The 16,189-nt window shown below is 63.9% G+C and carries 15 protein-coding genes; 10 read left to right on the forward strand and 5 right to left on the reverse strand.

Annotated features, from left to right (window positions below; translation table 11 throughout):
* Positions 1–136: 136 nt before the first annotated feature.
* The 3 genes from ftsH to glmM all read left to right on the forward strand — a co-directional run bounded on the left by ftsH (position 137) and on the right by glmM (position 4,387).
* Positions 137–2,041 (forward strand): ATP-dependent zinc metalloprotease FtsH, encoded by a 1,905-nt coding sequence (gene ftsH, locus EV672_RS06395; protein ID WP_133607465.1) that lies wholly within the window; start codon positions 137–139, stop codon positions 2,039–2,041.
* A 125-nt stretch (positions 2,042–2,166) separates the two neighbouring features.
* Positions 2,167–3,024, forward strand: a complete 858-nt coding sequence (gene folP / locus EV672_RS06400; RefSeq protein ID WP_133607467.1) for a dihydropteroate synthase — start codon at positions 2,167–2,169, stop codon at positions 3,022–3,024.
* Between the two features lie 25 nt (positions 3,025–3,049).
* Positions 3,050–4,387: a phosphoglucosamine mutase gene (gene glmM / locus EV672_RS06405; RefSeq protein WP_133607469.1), complete on the forward strand. Its 1,338-nt coding sequence runs from the start codon at positions 3,050–3,052 to the stop codon at positions 4,385–4,387.
* 93 nt (positions 4,388–4,480) lie between these two features.
* Here glmM and EV672_RS06410 read toward each other — a convergent pair whose 3' ends face one another.
* Positions 4,481–4,990, reverse strand: coding sequence for a fasciclin domain-containing protein (locus tag EV672_RS06410; RefSeq protein WP_133607471.1), 510 nt, complete (start codon positions 4,988–4,990; stop codon positions 4,481–4,483).
* Positions 4,991–5,222: 232 nt separating this feature from the next.
* Between EV672_RS06410 and pstS the strand changes: the two genes are divergently transcribed.
* From pstS to phoR, 7 genes are all read left to right on the forward strand, one after another.
* Positions 5,223–6,257 (forward strand): phosphate ABC transporter substrate-binding protein PstS, encoded by a 1,035-nt coding sequence (gene pstS / locus EV672_RS06415; RefSeq protein WP_133607473.1) that lies wholly within the window; start codon positions 5,223–5,225, stop codon positions 6,255–6,257.
* 126 nt (positions 6,258–6,383) lie between these two features.
* Complete coding sequence (pstC, locus tag EV672_RS06420; RefSeq protein WP_133608175.1) at positions 6,384–7,391, forward strand: phosphate ABC transporter permease PstC; 1,008 nt, start codon at positions 6,384–6,386, stop codon at positions 7,389–7,391.
* Positions 7,388–8,245 carry a phosphate ABC transporter permease PstA gene (gene pstA, locus EV672_RS06425; RefSeq protein WP_133607475.1) on the forward strand — a complete coding sequence of 286 codons (858 nt, stop codon included), beginning with the start codon at positions 7,388–7,390 and terminating at the stop codon, positions 8,243–8,245. Before pstC ends, pstA begins: the two co-directional genes overlap by 4 nt.
* A gap of 34 nt (positions 8,246–8,279) precedes the next feature.
* The gene (pstB, locus tag EV672_RS06430; protein ID WP_133607477.1) at positions 8,280–9,065 is read left to right on the forward strand and encodes a phosphate ABC transporter ATP-binding protein PstB; all 786 of its coding nucleotides are present in this window, start codon (positions 8,280–8,282) and stop codon (positions 9,063–9,065) included.
* Positions 9,066–9,116: 51 nt separating this feature from the next.
* Positions 9,117–9,824 carry a phosphate signaling complex protein PhoU gene (gene phoU / locus EV672_RS06435; RefSeq protein WP_133607479.1) on the forward strand — a complete coding sequence of 236 codons (708 nt, stop codon included), beginning with the start codon at positions 9,117–9,119 and terminating at the stop codon, positions 9,822–9,824.
* A 15-nt stretch (positions 9,825–9,839) separates the two neighbouring features.
* The gene (phoB, locus tag EV672_RS06440; protein WP_133607481.1) at positions 9,840–10,541 is read left to right on the forward strand and encodes a phosphate regulon transcriptional regulator PhoB; all 702 of its coding nucleotides are present in this window, start codon (positions 9,840–9,842) and stop codon (positions 10,539–10,541) included.
* 9 nt (positions 10,542–10,550) lie between these two features.
* Positions 10,551–11,882, forward strand: a complete 1,332-nt coding sequence (gene phoR, locus EV672_RS06445) for a phosphate regulon sensor histidine kinase PhoR (RefSeq protein ID WP_133607483.1) — start codon at positions 10,551–10,553, stop codon at positions 11,880–11,882.
* 39 nt (positions 11,883–11,921) lie between these two features.
* Here phoR and EV672_RS06450 read toward each other — a convergent pair whose 3' ends face one another.
* The 4 genes from EV672_RS06450 to trxA form a co-directional block, all read right to left on the reverse strand.
* Complete coding sequence (locus EV672_RS06450; RefSeq protein WP_243738562.1) at positions 11,922–13,616, reverse strand: ArnT family glycosyltransferase; 1,695 nt, start codon at positions 13,614–13,616, stop codon at positions 11,922–11,924.
* 174 nt (positions 13,617–13,790) lie between these two features.
* Complete coding sequence (locus EV672_RS06455; protein WP_133607485.1) at positions 13,791–14,048, reverse strand: type B 50S ribosomal protein L31; 258 nt, start codon at positions 14,046–14,048, stop codon at positions 13,791–13,793.
* Between the two features lie 162 nt (positions 14,049–14,210).
* Positions 14,211–15,476 carry a transcription termination factor Rho gene (gene rho, locus EV672_RS06460; protein ID WP_133607487.1) on the reverse strand — a complete coding sequence of 422 codons (1,266 nt, stop codon included), beginning with the start codon at positions 15,474–15,476 and terminating at the stop codon, positions 14,211–14,213.
* A 292-nt stretch (positions 15,477–15,768) separates the two neighbouring features.
* A complete protein-coding gene (trxA, locus tag EV672_RS06465) occupies positions 15,769–16,098 on the reverse strand; it encodes a thioredoxin TrxA (protein ID WP_133607489.1) in 330 nt (109 codons plus the stop codon).
* Between the last annotated feature and the right edge of the window lie 91 nt (positions 16,099–16,189).

The following is a 16,189-nucleotide window of genomic DNA, read 5'->3' on the forward strand; positions in this document are numbered from 1 at the left end:
AGAATCATCCCCATGTACCGCGAAGACCGCGCCAATGTTTCACACTGTTGAAACGGTGCCGTTTTTGAACTGCTTTCGGTGTTTGGGTGCATCCAGCACCCGCTGAAGGTGGCGTGTAAGGGTTGAAGGAGCCGCGGTGAACAATCAATGGTTCTCTAAGATTGCAGTCTGGCTGGTTGTTGCCATGGTGTTGTTCACCGTGTTCAAGCAGTTCGACCGCGCCAGCAGTGTGGGCAGCCAGATGGCTTACTCGGAATTCCTGGAGGAAGTCCGTGCCAAGCGCATCCGCAGCGTCACCCTGCAAGAAGGCATGGGCGGCACGGAGATCCTGGCCGTCAGCACCGACGACAAGCGCATCCGCTCCACCGCCACCATCATGGACCGCGGCTTGGTGGGCGACCTGATCAACAACGGCATCAAGTTCGACGTCAAGCCGCGCGAGGAGCAGTCGCTCATCGTCAGCCTCTTGTTGTCCTGGGGCCCCATGCTGCTGCTGATCGGCGTCTGGATCTACTTCATGCGCCAGATGCAAGGCGGCGGCAAGGGCGGTGCTTTCAGCTTCGGCAAGAGCAAGGCCCGCATGCTGGACGAGGCCAACAACAACGTCACCTTCGCCGATGTGGCGGGCTGTGACGAGGCCAAGGAAGAAGTCAAGGAACTGGTGGATTTCCTGCGCGACCCGCAGAAATTCCAGAAACTCGGTGGCCGCATCCCCCGCGGCGTGCTGCTGGTTGGCCCCCCGGGCACCGGCAAGACGCTGCTGGCCAAGTCCATCGCGGGCGAAGCCAAGGTGCCGTTCTTCACCATTTCCGGTTCTGACTTCGTGGAAATGTTCGTCGGCGTGGGCGCAGCCCGTGTGCGCGACATGTTCGACCAGGCCAAGAAAAACGCCCCCTGCATCATCTTCGTGGACGAAATCGACGCCGTCGGTCGCCACCGCGGCGCTGGCTTGGGTGGTGGCAACGACGAGCGCGAGCAGACCCTCAACCAGATGCTGGTCGAGATGGACGGTTTCGAGACCAACCTGGGTGTGATCGTGATCGCCGCGACCAACCGCCCTGACATCCTGGACCCGGCGCTGCTGCGTCCCGGTCGTTTCGACCGCCAGGTCTATGTCACGCTGCCCGACGTCCGTGGCCGCGAGCAGATCCTGAACGTGCACATCCGCAAAGTGCCTGTGAGCCAGGACATCCGCGCCGACATCCTGGCCCGCGGCACGCCTGGTTTCTCCGGTGCCGACCTGGCCAACCTGGTCAATGAAGCCGCGCTGTTCGCCGCCCGCCGCAGTGGCCGCGTCGTCGAGATGCAGGACTTCGAGAAGGCCAAGGACAAGATCATGATGGGCCCTGAGCGCAAGTCCATGGTGATGCCCGAGGAAGAGCGCAAGAACACCGCCTACCATGAGGCGGGCCACGCCCTGGTCGCGCGCATGCTGCCCAAGACCGACCCCGTGCACAAGGTCACCATCATCCCGCGCGGTCGTGCGCTGGGTGTGACGATGCAGCTGCCTGAAGGCGATCGTTACAGCATGGACAAGCTGCGCATGCTGGACACCATCTCGGTGCTGTTCGGTGGCCGCATCGCCGAAGAGGTCTTCATGAACCAGATGACCACAGGCGCGTCGAACGACTTCGAGCGCGCCACGGCCATCGCCCGCGACATGGTCACCCGCTACGGCATGACCGACGAGCTGGGCCCCATGGTCTATGCGGACAACGAGGGTGAAGTCTTCTTGGGGCGCTCGATCACCAAGACCACCAACATGTCCGAAGAGACCATGCAGAAGGTGGACAAGCAGATCCGCAAGATCATCGACGAGCAGTACGCCACCGCGCGCAAGCTCATCGAGGACAACCAGGACAAGATGCACGCCATGGCCAAGGCCCTGCTGGAGTGGGAAACCATCGATGCAGAGCAGATCAACGACATCATGGAAGGCCGCGAGCCCCGTCCTCCGAAGGACTGGAACCCTCCGACCAACAAGCCCAACGGTGGCGCCAAGCCGCCGGTGAGCACAGACGGCGCGCCGGCCGCCGTCTGATCCGCGACCCTTGCGCTCACACACAACGGGGCTTCGGCCCCGTTTGCTTTTTGGGCCCACCCAGGGCGACCTGCACTGCCACGACACCGCCACAACACCGCAACCGCGCGTCACCTCACAGCCCCATGCATCACTGGCAGACCACCCGATTCAGCATCGACCTCAGCCGCCCGCAGATCATGGGCATCGTCAACGTCACGCCCGACTCGTTTTCCGATGGCGGTCAACACGCGAGCACCACGTCGGCCTTGCGCCACGCGGAGCAACTGGTTGCCGAAGGTGCCCACGTCCTGGACATTGGCGGAGAGTCCACGCGCCCCGGTGCTCCCACGGTGCCACCCGCTGAAGAGTGGGCGCGCATCGAAGGCACGGTCAAGGGCGCGTTGGCGCTGGGCGTGCCGGTGTCGGTGGACACGTGCAAAACAGAAGTGATGCAGCGTGCGCTGGACGCCGGCGTGGACATCGTCAACGACATCCGCGCATTGCAGGCTCCCGGCGCACTGGACGTGGTGCGCGACCATGGACGCTGCGGCGTTTGCCTCATGCACATGCAAGGCGCTCCTGACACGATGCAGCAAGCACCGGTCTATGAAGACGTGATGGACGAGGTGCGGCACTTCCTGCTGGCGCGGCTGGCCGCTGTGCGCCAGGCGGGAGTGGCCGATGCGCGCATCACGCTCGACCCCGGCATCGGCTTTGGCAAAACACCTGCGCACAATCTCGCGTTGCTGCGTCGCCAGCGCGAACTCCTGGACCTGGGCTTGCCGCTGCTGCTGGGCTGGTCGCGCAAGTCCACCTTGGGGCAATTGACGGGCCGTCCTGTGGGCGAGCGCCTGGTGGCCAGCGTGACGGCAGCCCTGGCAGCGGTGCAGCACGGCGCCCGCATCGTGCGCGTCCATGACGTTGGCGCAACAGCCGATGCGCTGAGGGTGTGGGAAGCTGCAGGATTGCTCGACGTCGCACAAAACTCGGTCACAATCTGAGCGCCCTTCATTCAGCATCGCAGCCATGTCACGACAATTCTTCGGCACAGACGGCATCCGCGGCACGGTTGGCCAGGACCCCATCACCCCCGATTTCGTGCTCCGCCTGGGGCATGCCGTGGGGCAGGTCTTGCGACGCCACACCCTGGGCCGCCGCCCGACCGTGCTGATTGGCAAGGACACCCGGATCTCGGGCTACATGCTGGAGTCGGCGCTGGAGGCTGGTTTCGCCTCGGCAGGGGTGGACGTGCTGCTGACTGGCCCGCTGCCCACGCCCGGTGTGGCCTACCTGACGCGCGCCCTGCGCCTGAGCCTGGGTGTGGTCATCAGTGCTTCGCACAACCCCTTTGCCGACAACGGCATCAAGTTTTTCTCGGCACGTGGCGAGAAGCTGCCCGATGAGTGGGAGCTCGCCGTGGAGGCCGCCCTGCGCGAACCGCCGCAGTGGGTGGACTCGCCCAACCTGGGCAAGGCCCGCCGCCTGGAAGATGCGCGCGGCCGCTACATCGAGTTCTGCAAAAGCACCTTCTCCTCCAACCTGTCGCTCAAGGGCCTCAAGCTCGTGATCGACGCCGCCCATGGTGCGGCCTACCAGGTGGCGCCCGAGGTGTTCCATGAACTGGGCGCCGAGGTGATCTCGATTGGCTGCTCGCCGGATGGCCTGAACATCAACGATGGCGTGGGTGCCACCCACCCAGAGGCCTTGGTCGAGGCTGTCAAGGCACACCGTGCCGACTACGGCATTGCTCTGGATGGTGATGCCGACCGCTTGCAGTTCGTGGACGCCAAGGGCCGCCTGTTCAATGGCGATGAACTGCTCTACGTGATGGTCGCCGATCGCCTGGACCAAGGCGAAGACATCCAGGGGGCCGTGGGCACGCTCATGACCAACATGGCCGTCGAGCTGGCCCTGCAGAAGCGGGGCATCGAGTTCGTCCGCGCCAAGGTGGGCGACCGCTATGTGCTGGAAGAGCTGGTGCGCAGGGGTTGGCACCTGGGTGGCGAAGGCTCTGGTCATCTCATCGCGCTGGACCGCCACACCACCGGCGACGGCATTGTCAGTGCGCTGCAGGTGTTGAAGGCCGTGGTGCGCAGCGCCTGCACGGTGGGGCAGTGGTTGGAAGGCGTTGAGCTCTTCCCGCAGCGGCTCATCAATGTGCGGCTGCAAGCAGGGCAGGATTGGAAGAGCAACGCAACCCTGCAGACCGTGCAGCAGGAGGTTGAAGGCGAGTTGCTTGGGCGTGGCCGCGTGCTGATCCGTGCCTCGGGCACCGAGCCACTGCTGCGTGTCATGGTGGAAGCGCAGGATCAGGCCTTGGCCGATCGGTGTGCGCAACGTTTGGCGGATGCTGTGAACGCCTGAGACAGCTTACCTGTTGTTGTACCGTGAAAAAGGGCGCCCTCGGGCGCCCTTTGCATTGATGGCGACGGCGGTACTGCGGTTGCCGCCGGCGAATCACTTCTTGGGAGGCGTCAAGACCCGGTCGATGATGTGGACCGCGCCATTGGGGGCGAACAGATCGGCCTTGGTCACCAGGGACTCGTCCACGGTGACAAAACCACCCGCCTTGGAAGCGGTGATCTTGCCGCCGCCCAGCGTGGCCAGGGGTGCGCCACCGGCCAAGATGTCAGAGGACCTGACGGTGCCAGCCACCATGTGGTGCTGCAGCAGGGCCTTGAGTGCTGCGGGGTCCTTGGCCAACTTGTCCAGCGTGGCGGCAGGCACGGCCTTGAAAGCCTCGTCACTGGGGGCGAAGACGGTGACAGGGTTGCTGCCAGACAGCACGTCGCCCAGGCCGGCGCTGGTCACAAGCTTGTTGAACGTGCTCAGCTCGGCCGTGCTGCCCACCACGGATTGCACCGTTGCCGGGCCCATGTTGCCGGTCGTGGCGCAACCAGCGAACTGGAGGAGGGCGCCCAGGGTGGCGGCGGTCAGAACCAGGCGACGGGTGGGGCGAAAAGTCATGAGGAATCTCCAACGGTAGGTGTGCGCCGCAACAATGGCGCTGCCGGCAAGATAGGTGTCAAATGTGACAAATGCATGAATAAAATGTGAAGGCTCGCATGTGTGACATAGGCCAAGCGCATCAATCGTTTGATGACAATCGTGAGTGGATGTGTCACGGTTGCGTCACAGAGGCTCGGTAAAGTGCGCAAGGTAAAAATTCGTTTGTCACATGACAAGGAAAGGCACACACATGAGCTTCAAGATGATTCGGACCGCTGTGGCTGTTTCGCTGGCCCTGATTTCGGGCAGCGTGCTGGCCAATGACGTGACTGGCGCGGGTGCCAGCTTCCCGGCACCCCTGTACTCCAAGTGGGCTGCTGCTTACAGCACCGCCACCAAGGTGCAGGTCAACTACCAGTCCGTCGGCTCCGGCGCCGGCATCAAGCAGATCAAGGCCAAGACGGTGGACTTCGGTGCCTCCGACATGCCCCTGACCGACGAAGAGCTGGCCAAGGACGGCCTGCTGCAGTTCCCCACCGTGATCGGTGGTGTGGTGCCTGTGGTCAACATCAAGGGCATCAACCCTGGCCAGCTGAAGCTGACGGGCGAGTTGCTGGGCAACATCTACTTGGGCAAGATCACCAAGTGGAACGACCCGGCCATCGCCGCCCTGAACCCGGGCGTCCCTTTGCCTGACGCAGCCATCGCACCCGTGCGTCGCGCTGACGGCTCCGGCACCAGCTTCATCTTCACGAACTATCTGTCGAAGGTGAACGCCGAGTGGAAGTCCAAGGTGGGTGAAGGCACCGCCGTGAACTGGCCCACCGGTGCAGGTGGCAAGGGCAACGAGGGCGTGTCGTCTTTCGTGCAGCGCCTGCCGAATTCGATCGGCTACGTGGAATACGCCTACGCCAAGCAGAACAAGATGTCGCACGTTGCCCTGAAGAACGCTGCTGGCAACTTCGTCGAGCCTGACGACCTGACCTTCAAGGCCGCTGCCGCTGCTGCCGAGTGGAACAAGTCGTTCTACCAGGTGCTGACCAATCAGGCTGGCAAGGATGCTTGGCCCCTGACGGGCGCCACTTTCATCCTGATCCACAAGTCGCAGGACAAGCCCGTTCAAGGCGCTGCTGCCCTGAAGTTCTTCGACTGGGCTTACTCTGGCGGTGACAAGGCTGCGGCCGAGTTGGAATACGTGCCGCTGCCCAGCAGCGTCAAGGACCTGGTCCGCAAGCAGTGGGGTTCCGTGGTGGACACCGCTGGCAAGACCGTGTCGTACAAGTGATCGTTTGATCCTTGTCTGAAAAGGCCGGGCGCGTGCGCAGAGCAAGCGCCCGGTTTGTTGTTGAAGAGACTTCGCTTCAGCTGTCTCTGCGATGGAGTTCGCATGACCGCCATTTTGCCCACTGACATGGACGACGCTGGTGCACAGCCGTCCCGTCAAGAAAAGCGCCACCCCATGACCAATCCGCCCTCACGGCGTGTCAATGCCCCGTGGGCAGACGCCGTTTTCGAATGGGCCGCGCGCGCCGCCGCCGTCCTGACCCTGAGCTTGCTGCTGGGCATCATCGGTTCGCTGGTCGTGGGCGCTTGGCCTGCCATCCAGGAATACGGTCTGGGCTTCCTGGTCAGCACGGACTGGGACCCGGTGCAAAACAAATTCGGTGGCCTGGTGATGATCTACGGCACGCTGATGACCTCGTTCATCGCGTTGTTGATCGCCGTGCCCGTGAGCTTCGGCATCGCCGTGTTCCTGACCGAGCTGTCGCCTTCCTGGCTGAAGCGCCCGCTGGGCATCGCCATCGAATTGCTCGCCGCCGTGCCCTCGATCGTGTACGGCATGTGGGGCCTGCTGGTGTTCGGGCCGATCCTGGCCGAGTACGTGCAACAGCCGCTGCAATCCCTCACGCAAGGCATCCCTTACGTGGGCGCCTTCTTCTCCGGTCCTCCTGTGGGCATCGGCATCTTGTCGGCCGGCATCATCCTGGCCATCATGATCATCCCCTTCATCGCGTCGGTGATGCGTGACGTGTTCGAAGTCACGCCGCCCATGCTGAAGGAGTCGGCCTATGGTCTCGGTTCGACCACCTGGGAGGTCGTGTCCAAGGTGGTGTTGCCCTACACCAAGACCGGTGTGGTCGGTGGCGTCATGCTGGGTCTGGGCCGTGCGCTCGGCGAGACCATGGCCGTGACCTTCGTCATCGGCAACATGAACCAGCTGAACTCGCTGTCGGTGTTCGAGGCGGCTAACAGCATCACCTCGGCGCTGGCCAACGAATTTGCGGAAGCCGGCGAAGGCCTGCACCAAGCCTCGCTGATCTACCTGGGTCTGATCCTGTTTTTCATCACCTTCGTGGTACTGGCCTTCTCCAAGGTGTTGCTGGCCCGTCTGAAGAAGTCTGAAGGAGCGCGTTCATGAGCGCAGAACTGCACGCCATCCGCGCCCGCCGACATGCGGGTCGCAAGCGCACCAATTTCATCGCCCTGACCCTGTCGCTGAGCGCCATGCTGTTCGGCCTCGTCTGGCTGGTCTGGATCCTGGTCGAGACGGTGCACCTGGGCCTGGGTGGTCTGGCCCTGGCCACGTTCACCGAGATGACGCCCCCTCCGATGGAGGCCGGCGGCTTGGCCAACGCCTTGATGGGCTCACTCTTGATGGTGGGTCTGGCCACACTGATCGGCACGCCCGTCGGCATCCTGGCAGGCATCTACCTGGCCGAGTACGGTCAGAGCACCTGGCTGGGCAGCGTGACCCGCTTCATCAACGACATCCTGCTGTCGGCGCCTTCCATCGTGGTCGGTCTGTTCATCTACTCGGCCGTGGTGGCACCCACCAAGACCTTCTCGGGTGGTGCCGGTGTGCTGGCTTTGGCGCTGATCGTGGTGCCGGTGGTCATCCGCACCACCGAGAACATGCTGTCGCTGGTGCCAGGTGCGTTGCGTGAGGCGGCTTACGCTCTGGGCACGCCGAAGTGGCGCGTCATCATGACGATCACGCTGAAATCGGCCCGCGCTGGCGTCATCACCGGCATCCTACTGGCCATTGCCCGCGTGTCCGGAGAAACCGCACCGCTGCTGTTCACGGCCCTGTCCAACCAGTTCTGGACGACGGACCTGGGTTCGCCCATGGCCAGCCTGCCGGTGACGATTTTCAAATTCGCGATGAGCCCTTATGAGAACTGGCAGAAGCTTGCCTGGGCAGGCGTCTTCATCATCACCATCGGTGTGCTGGTGCTCAACATCGTCGCTCGAACCTTGTTCCGCCAGCGTTGATCGCTTGGCCCACTGAATTTCGGAGAACCTGATCATGGATGCCAAGGTGCAAACCCAATCTCCCGCGAAGGCCAAACTGGCCGTCAAGAACCTGAACTTTTACTACGGCAAGTTCCACGCGTTGAAGAACGTGAACATGGAGTTGCCCGAGAACAAAGTCACCGCTTTCATTGGCCCGTCGGGCTGCGGCAAGTCCACGCTGCTGCGCACCTTCAACCGCATGTTCGAGCTCTACCCCGAGCAGCGCGCCGAAGGCCAGATTCTGCTGGACGGCCAGGACATCCTGACCACCAAGGAAGACGTGTCGCTGATCCGTGCCAAGGTCGGCATGGTGTTCCAGAAGCCGACGCCGTTCCCGATGTCGATCTACGAGAACATCTCGTTCGGCGTCAAGCTGTTCGAGAACCTCTCGCGCTCCGAAATGGACGAGCGCGTGGAGTGGGCCTTGAAAAAGGCCGCGCTGTGGAACGAAGTCAAGGACAAGCTCAACCAGAGCGGCTCCGGCCTGTCCGGCGGTCAGCAGCAACGTCTGTGCATCGCCCGTGGCATCGCCATCAAGCCCGAAGTGCTGCTGCTGGACGAGCCGTGCTCGGCGCTGGACCCGATCTCCACCGGCAAGATCGAAGAGCTGATCCATGAGCTCAAGGACGACTACACCGTCCTGATCGTGACGCACAACATGCAGCAGGCTGCCCGCTGCTCCGACTTCACGGCCTACATGTACCTGGGCGAGCTGATTGAATTCGGTGCCACCACCGACATCTTCATGAAGCCCAAGCGCACGGAAACCGAGGACTACATCACCGGCCGTTTCGGCTGATGTGTTTTCCTTTGCTTTCGCGCCCAACAGATACACACAAGGAGTCGTCTCATGACGGAAAAACACCTGTCCAGCCAGTTTGACAACGAACTCAGCGGCATTTCCACGCGCGTGCTGGAAATGGGCGGCCTGGTCGAATCCCAGGTGGCCTTGGCCATTGACGCCCTCACGCACTTCAATGGCGAAGTCGCCAGCCAGGTGCTGACCCACGAAGAGCGCGTCAATGCCATGGAAATGTCCATCGATGCGGACCTGTCGGCCATCATCGCGCGCCGCCAGCCGACCGCCCGCGACCTGCGCCTGCTGATCGCCATCTCCAAAACGATTGGCAACCTGGAACGTGTGGGTGACGAAGCCGCGCGCGTGGCCCGCACGGTCCAGCGCCTGATCAACACCGGCGTGTCCAGCCGCCTGCGCCTGCCGGTGAGCGACGTGTCGTTCGAAGCCGGTCTGGCAACGGCCTCGCTGCGCAAGGCCCTGGACGCTTTTGCCCGTCTGGACACCACGACCGCGCTGGAAGTCATCAAGGCCGACAACGAAATCGACGCCGAGTTCGATGGCCTGATGCGCAAGCTGATCACCTACATGATGGAAGACCCGCGCACCATCTCGGCATCGATCGACCTGGTGTTCGTGGCCAAGGCCATCGAGCGCGTGGGCGACCATGCCAAGAACCTGGCCGAGCAGGTGATCTACATCGTCAAGGGCACCGACGTGCGGCATAACACGCCGGAAGCCGTTGAGTCCATCATCAAATAACAGAGGAGCAGCGCGATGAGCCGTGTGCTGGTGGTTGAGGACGAGTTGGCGATCGCGGAGTTGATCGCATTGAACTTGCGTCATTCCGGTTTCGAAGTGGTGCTGGCCCGCGATGGCGACGAGGCACAGCTGGAGATCGACAAGGTGCTGCCCGACCTCGTGCTGCTGGACTGGATGCTGCCAGGCCAGTCGGGCTTGTCGTTGGCCAAGCGCTGGCGCGGTGTGGCGCGCACGCGCGACCTGCCCATCATCATGCTGACCGCCCGTGCGGAAGAGGTGGACAAGGTCGCTGGCCTGGACGCGGGGGCCGACGACTACCTGACCAAGCCTTTTTCGACGCACGAGCTGATGGCCCGTGTGCGTGCGGTGTTGCGTCGCAAGGCACCTCAGGCACTGGATTCGGCCGTGGAGATCGCCGGCCTGCGCCTGGACCCGGCCACCCGCCGTGTCTGCCGTGGCGAGCAGGAAGTGAAGATCGGTCCGACCGAGTTCAAATTGCTGCACTTCTTCATGACCCACCCGGAGCGCGTGCACAGCCGTGCGCAACTGCTGGACCGTGTCTGGGGTGACCATGTCTTCATCGAAGAGCGCACGGTCGATGTGCACGTGAAGCGTCTGCGCGAGGCCTTGTCGCCGGTGCACCGCTCCCAGTTGATCGAGACCGTGCGTGGCGCGGGCTACCGCTTGACCCAACAGGTCGTTGACGCCGCAGCCTGACGGAGCCCTGTGGATTCAAGCAACTCTTGGCTGCTGTCGCGCATCCTGGTCCGTGTGGTGGCCGGCGTGCTGGGCGGCGTGGTGGGCTATTGGCTGGGCTTTCACCTGGGTTACCCGGTGGCTTTGGGCATCTCCCTCGGTGCGGCTTCTGTGCTGGCCTTGTCTGTCAGCGACACGCTCAAAGGCAGCGAGCTGCTGGACTGGCTGCGCACGCCGGAGCAGGCCTCGCCGCACCTGGCGGGTGTCTGGGCAGAGGTCGCGCACCGGGTGCAGCGCTTGGTCCGCACGCACCGGGATGAGGTGGAGGCCGAGCGTGCCCGACTGGACCAGTTCCTGTCGGCCATCGAGGCCTCGCCCAATGGCGTGCTGCTGCTGGACGACACCGACCACATCACCTGGGTGAGTGCAGCTGCGGCCGACCACTTCGGGCTCAACCGCCAGCGCGACCTGCAGCAGCGCGTGACCAACCTGATCCGCCAGCCCGCCTTTGTGCAGTACCTGGCCGTGGGGGACTTCCGGGTGCCGGTCAAGGTGCCGGTGAGCCGTGGATCGCTGACTTGGTTGCAAATCCAGATCCAGGAGTACGGCGAGGGGCTGAAGCTGGTGCTGTCTCAGGACATCACCGAGCGCGAACGCGCCGACACCATGCGCCGGGACTTCGTGGCCAACGTGTCACACGAGATCCGCACGCCACTGACGGTGCTCAATGGCTTCATCGAGACCTTGGGTTCCTTGCCACTGACCGAGGTGGAGCGCAAGCGCGTCATCGCCTTGATGGCGCAGCAGGCAGACCGCATGCAGAGCCTGGTGGCCGATTTGCTGACGCTGGCCCAGATCGAGGGCAGCCCGCGGCCGGCTTCTGACCGATGGATCAGGGCCTCGGCGTTGATGCAGCGCATCGAGAGCGATGCCAGGGGCTTGTCGCGTGAGCGGCATCCCATCACCGTGTTCCTGGACCCGAGCGATCAGGCGGTGGAGGTTTCAGGCATCGAAAGCGAGTGGCTGAGCGCCATGGGCAATTTGGTGTCCAACGCCGTGCGTTACACCCCTGCGGGTCAGCCCATCGAGGTGCGTTGGCAGACCTTGCCGGACGGCACAGGCGAGTTCAGCGTGCGCGACCATGGTGCCGGCATTGACGCTGAGCACATCCCACGCCTCACCGAGCGCTTTTACCGGGTGGACGGCAGCCGTTCGCGGGACACGGGCGGCACAGGCCTGGGCCTGTCCATCGTCAAGCACGTGGTGCAGCGGCACGGCGGTGAGTTGAAAATCACCAGCGAAAAGGGCAAGGGCTCGGTCTTCACACTGCAGATCCCCGCGGTGCGGGTGCGCAAGGCCTGACAGCGAAGTGACGGATCCCCGACCTGGGACTCAGAGCGTTCAAGGTGCCGCGGCGTTGCGGCGGTACACCACGATGAGTTCCGAGTTGCGCGTGCGCTGGTTGTACTGCGCCACCGTGTGCCAGCCTGCCACGCGGGGTGCGCGTGATTTGGGCTGGATGCGCAGCACGAGCGTGCCACAACGCGCGGAAGAGGCGCCATGGCGGCCATCGACGCGGTAGTCGCCGAAGTACTCCATGCCGGTCAACAGGCCGACCGATGCGCCAGGTGCGCACACCAGTTCGCTGCGGGGCATGTGGGGCGCGATGCGGCTCATCAGCAGGCGGTAGCTGCGGGCTTGATCGAGCAAGGGCAGCCACAAGCTCATGAGCAGCAACCAGCACAGGGCCACGCCGCCAGCCGGCAGCACCAGGCTTTTCCACAGGGCATGGCTGCGGCGCGCCGTGCGCCAGCGCACCAGCCACAGCCACAGCAGCGTGCCTGCGGTGCCCACAGCCAAGGTCACCCAAGAGAAGTTCACTTGGGCTCCGGGCACCAGCTTGAGCACGTTGGCTGCGGTTCGTGCCGGCTCACCCGTTTGCACAGCGACGTAACCCAGCCAGATGGCCGCGGCGCACACCGTGAAGAAGCACACCGAGAACCAGTCGATGGCCGCGCCCAGGCTGCGTTGCAGGATGGGCAGACAGAACGCCGCCAGCACGGCCAAAGGGGGCAGGGCGATCAACAGGGCGCGGTCGTTGCCACCCATGGCGATGGCCGACGCCATGCCGACGCTGGCCAGCAGCAGGGGCACGGCGATGTGCCGGCGACGCAGGTGCTGGCGCCAGTGCCAGCAGGTCAGTGCGGCCAGAGGCAAGGTGGGCCAGGTGAACCACACCATCAGCTGCAGGATGGCCGATGGGCGCCACTCCTGGGCGATGCGCCATCCCCAGCCGGGCAGCCCAGCGGCGCTCAAAGCGCCAGCCATGCCCGCGGCCAGGGCCGTGCTGATCAGCACCCAGCGCAGGTGTTCGCGCATGTCGCCTTGCTGGGAGCGCAGGCAGACCAGCACGGCCGCAGCGCCCAACAACATGGCCACCGCCGGGCTGCCACTGGCCGCCAGGATGGGCAGACTGAGCAGCGTGGCAGCGCGGGCTGCGCCGCGGCGGTGCCCCACAGCAGACAAGCCGAACAGCAACAAGACGCTGCCGCTGAGTTGCAGCAACTCGGGCGTGGTTTCATGCCCCAGTTGCAGCAGCCCCAGGGATGCGATCAGCGCGAGCAGCGCACCGTCGGCCACCGCTCTGGCGTAATCCTGCGGGCGGGCTTCGCCACCGAAGGCCAAAGGCAGGGGTTGGGCCGCGTCCGTGCGGGCCAATTCGTAGGTGGCGTACCAGGTCAGGGCCAGGACGCCGGTGAGCAGAGCTGCAAAGGGCAGCCGCGCGGCCACGGCCGGGTCCACCCAGGGGCTCAGCAGGGCGATGGCGCCACCACCCAGCCAGTAAGGCAGGATGCCGCCCGATTGGGGCACAACGCCGCCGACGTGCGGGTGCCACCACGAAGCCTGTCCGAGCGCCAGGCTCCACATGTGGCCGAAGGCGGCGATGTCTTCGTTCTTCCAGGGGTCCCGGCCGAGCAGCCCGGGCAGGACGTAAGCCGCGCAGAACAGCAGCAGCGCCACGCGGGGCAGGCGCTGAGCGGCCCGCTGGGTGACGAGGGCGGGGGAGGCCGGGGGCAGGTGGGAGGCTGGCTTCATGGGCGCGTCACAGCGGATGAGGCGGACCGACGGGTGCCACGGCCGCCAAGGCAGCGAAGGCCTGGCGTGGCTTGGCAATGAAAAAGGGCAGCCTGGGCTGCCCTTTCAACGCTGCGTTGCAACGCATGCGATGAACACGTCCGGACGGCGCACAGGCGCGTCCGGAGGCGGGCATCACTTGCGGAACTGAGCGAACTTGTTGCGGAACTTCTCGACGCGACCGCCCAACGAGTCCACAGACTTCTGCGTGCCGGTGTAAAAAGCGTGCGACTCAGAGGAGGTTTCCAGCTTGAACAGGGGCAGTTCACGGCCGTCTTCCAGCGTGATCTTGTCCTTGGCGGGAGCGCAGGAGCGGGTGACGAACTGGAAGCCGTTGGACTGGTCCAGGAACACGACTTCGCGGTAGTTGGGATGGATACCTTGCTTGGGCATGGGAAACCTCTTGCTGTTTGCAAATTGCATGTTCGGGAGCCACCTGACACCATGCCAGACACTTTCCGACAGCTGGAAAACCGCAGATTATAGCACCACAAACGCAAAACGGCCCAGCGCGGGGCGCGGGGCCGTTGGAAGTCCAGGTTGCCTGCGGGCGGATCAACCGCCGCGACGCATCATGTCGAAGAAATCGTGGTTGTTCTTCGTGGACTTCATCTTGTCGAGCACGAACTCCATCGCCTCGATCTCGTCCATCGGGTAGAGCAGCTTGCGCAGGATCCAGCTCTTTTGCAGGATTTCCGCCTTCAGCAGCAACTCCTCACGGCGCGTGCCCGACTTGTTGATCAGGATGGACGGATAGACGCGCTTTTCGGCCATGCGGCGGTCCAGGTGGACTTCGCAGTTGCCGGTGCCCTTGAACTCTTCGTAGATGACTTCGTCCATGCGGCTGCCGGTGTCAACCAGCGCGGTGCCGATGATGGTCAGCGAGCCGCCTTCTTCGATGTTGCGCGCCGCGCCGAAGAAGCGCTTGGGGCGCTGCAGGGCGTTGGCATCCACACCGCCCGACAGCACCTTGCCCGAGGACGGCAGCACGTTGTTGTACGCGCGGGCCAGTCGGGTGATGGAGTCCAGCAGGATGACCACGTCCTTCTTGAGCTCGACCAGGCGCTTGGCGCGCTCGATCACCATTTCGGCGACCTGCACGTGGCGCTGGGCCGGCTCGTCGAAGGTCGAGCTGATGACTTCGCCGCGCACGGTGCGCTGCATCTCGGTCACTTCCTCGGGGCGCTCGTCCACCAGCAGCACGATGAGGTGCACGTCCGGGTGGTTGGCAACCAGGGCGTGGGCCAGGTTCTTCATCAGCACCGTCTTGCCGCTCTTGGGCGGGGCGACGATCAGGGCGCGCTGGCCTTTGCCGATGGGGGCGATCAGGTCGATGATGCGGCTGCTGACGTTGTCGTCGCTGCGCACGCCGTCGCTTTCGAGCTTGAACTGCTCGTCAGGGAAGAGCGGCGTGAGGTTCTCGAACATCAGCTTGTTCTTGTTCACCTCGGGCGACATGCCGTTGACGCGGTCCACCTTGACCAGCGCGAAGTAGCGTTCGCCATCTTTCGGCACGCGGACTTCGCCTTCGACGAGGTCACCGGTGTGCAGGTTGAAGCGGCGCACCTGGCTGGGCGACAGGTAGATGTCGTCCGTGCTGGCAAGGAAGCTCATGTCGAGGGCGCGCAGGAAGCCGAAGCCGTCTGGCAGGACTTCGAGGACGCCGTCGCCGAAGACTTGCTCGCCGGCTTTGGCGCGCTTCTTCATGATGGCGAACATCAGCTCCTGCTTGCGCATGCGAGAGACGTTTTCGATCTCGAGGCTTTCGGCCATCTCCACGAGTTTGGAGATGTGCAGTGCCTTCAATTCGGAAAGGTGCATGGATGGTGACCCTGAACGAGGCCGCCCGGGCAGGACATGCTCAAGGGCATGCCGTCAGGCAGACAAGATAGTCGTGGGCAAAGGGGGTGGGGGGACGAAGCCTGCAGCGAAGCAGGTCATCGAGCCTGCGCGTTCCGGCAGACACGCCGAGACGGTGCGAGCGGGTGGCGACGTCAACCGACGGCAACCACCACGAAAATCATTATAGGCCTGTTTGCGACAGCATGGCTTGCTGCGCGCCAAGGCGTTCAGGTCGCGCACGGTCTGCCCGTTGCGCGACCCGATGGAGCGCTCAGATGTTCTCGTTGACGAAGGCCGTGAGTTGGGCCTTGGACAGCGCGCCGACCTTGGTGGCAGCCAGTTGGCCGCCCTTGAAGATCATCAGCGTGGGGATGCCACGGATGCCGAACTTGGCCGGGACTTCGCGGTTCTGGTCCACGTTCATCTTGGCGACGTTCAGGCGGCCGTCGTAGTCCTTGGCCACTTCGTCGAGAATCGGGGCGATCATTTTGCAAGGGCCGCACCATTCGGCCCAATAATCCACCAGCACCGGCTGTGTGGCCTTCAGGACGTCGGCATCGAAAGATGCATCGGTGATGTGTTTGATCAGGTCGCTGCTCATGAAACTGTCCTCGTGAGGGCTGGGGAATCCAGGGATTGCGGAACCACGCCAGCCAGGTTGTCGTGATTCTGACACAGAAGGTGCGGGCGCT

Source organism: Aquabacterium commune (assembly GCF_004362855.1).
Classification (GTDB): Bacteria; Pseudomonadota; Gammaproteobacteria; order Burkholderiales; family Burkholderiaceae_C; genus Aquabacterium; species Aquabacterium commune.

What these genes read in the sequence shown, in the direction of transcription:
- folP (WP_133607467.1), top strand. Translation starts at nt 2,167, where the DNA reads ATGCATCACTGGCAGACCACCCGATTCAGCATCGACCTCAGCCGCCCG.
- glmM (WP_133607469.1), top strand. Translation starts at nt 3,050, where the DNA reads ATGTCACGACAATTCTTCGGCACAGACGGCATCCGCGGCACGGTTGGC.
- EV672_RS06410 (WP_133607471.1), bottom strand. Translation starts at nt 4,990, where the DNA reads ATGACTTTTCGCCCCACCCGTCGCCTGGTTCTGACCGCCGCCACCCTG.
- pstS (WP_133607473.1), top strand. Translation starts at nt 5,223, where the DNA reads ATGAGCTTCAAGATGATTCGGACCGCTGTGGCTGTTTCGCTGGCCCTG.
- pstC (WP_133608175.1), top strand. Translation starts at nt 6,384, where the DNA reads ATGGACGACGCTGGTGCACAGCCGTCCCGTCAAGAAAAGCGCCACCCC.
- pstA (WP_133607475.1), top strand. Translation starts at nt 7,388, where the DNA reads ATGAGCGCAGAACTGCACGCCATCCGCGCCCGCCGACATGCGGGTCGC.
- pstB (WP_133607477.1), top strand. Translation starts at nt 8,280, where the DNA reads ATGGATGCCAAGGTGCAAACCCAATCTCCCGCGAAGGCCAAACTGGCC.
- phoU (WP_133607479.1), top strand. Translation starts at nt 9,117, where the DNA reads ATGACGGAAAAACACCTGTCCAGCCAGTTTGACAACGAACTCAGCGGC.
- phoB (WP_133607481.1), top strand. Translation starts at nt 9,840, where the DNA reads ATGAGCCGTGTGCTGGTGGTTGAGGACGAGTTGGCGATCGCGGAGTTG.
- EV672_RS06450 (WP_243738562.1), bottom strand. Translation starts at nt 13,616, where the DNA reads ATGAAGCCAGCCTCCCACCTGCCCCCGGCCTCCCCCGCCCTCGTCACC.
- EV672_RS06455 (WP_133607485.1), bottom strand. Translation starts at nt 14,048, where the DNA reads ATGCCCAAGCAAGGTATCCATCCCAACTACCGCGAAGTCGTGTTCCTG.
- rho (WP_133607487.1), bottom strand. Translation starts at nt 15,476, where the DNA reads ATGCACCTTTCCGAATTGAAGGCACTGCACATCTCCAAACTCGTGGAG.
- trxA (WP_133607489.1), bottom strand. Translation starts at nt 16,098, where the DNA reads ATGAGCAGCGACCTGATCAAACACATCACCGATGCATCTTTCGATGCC.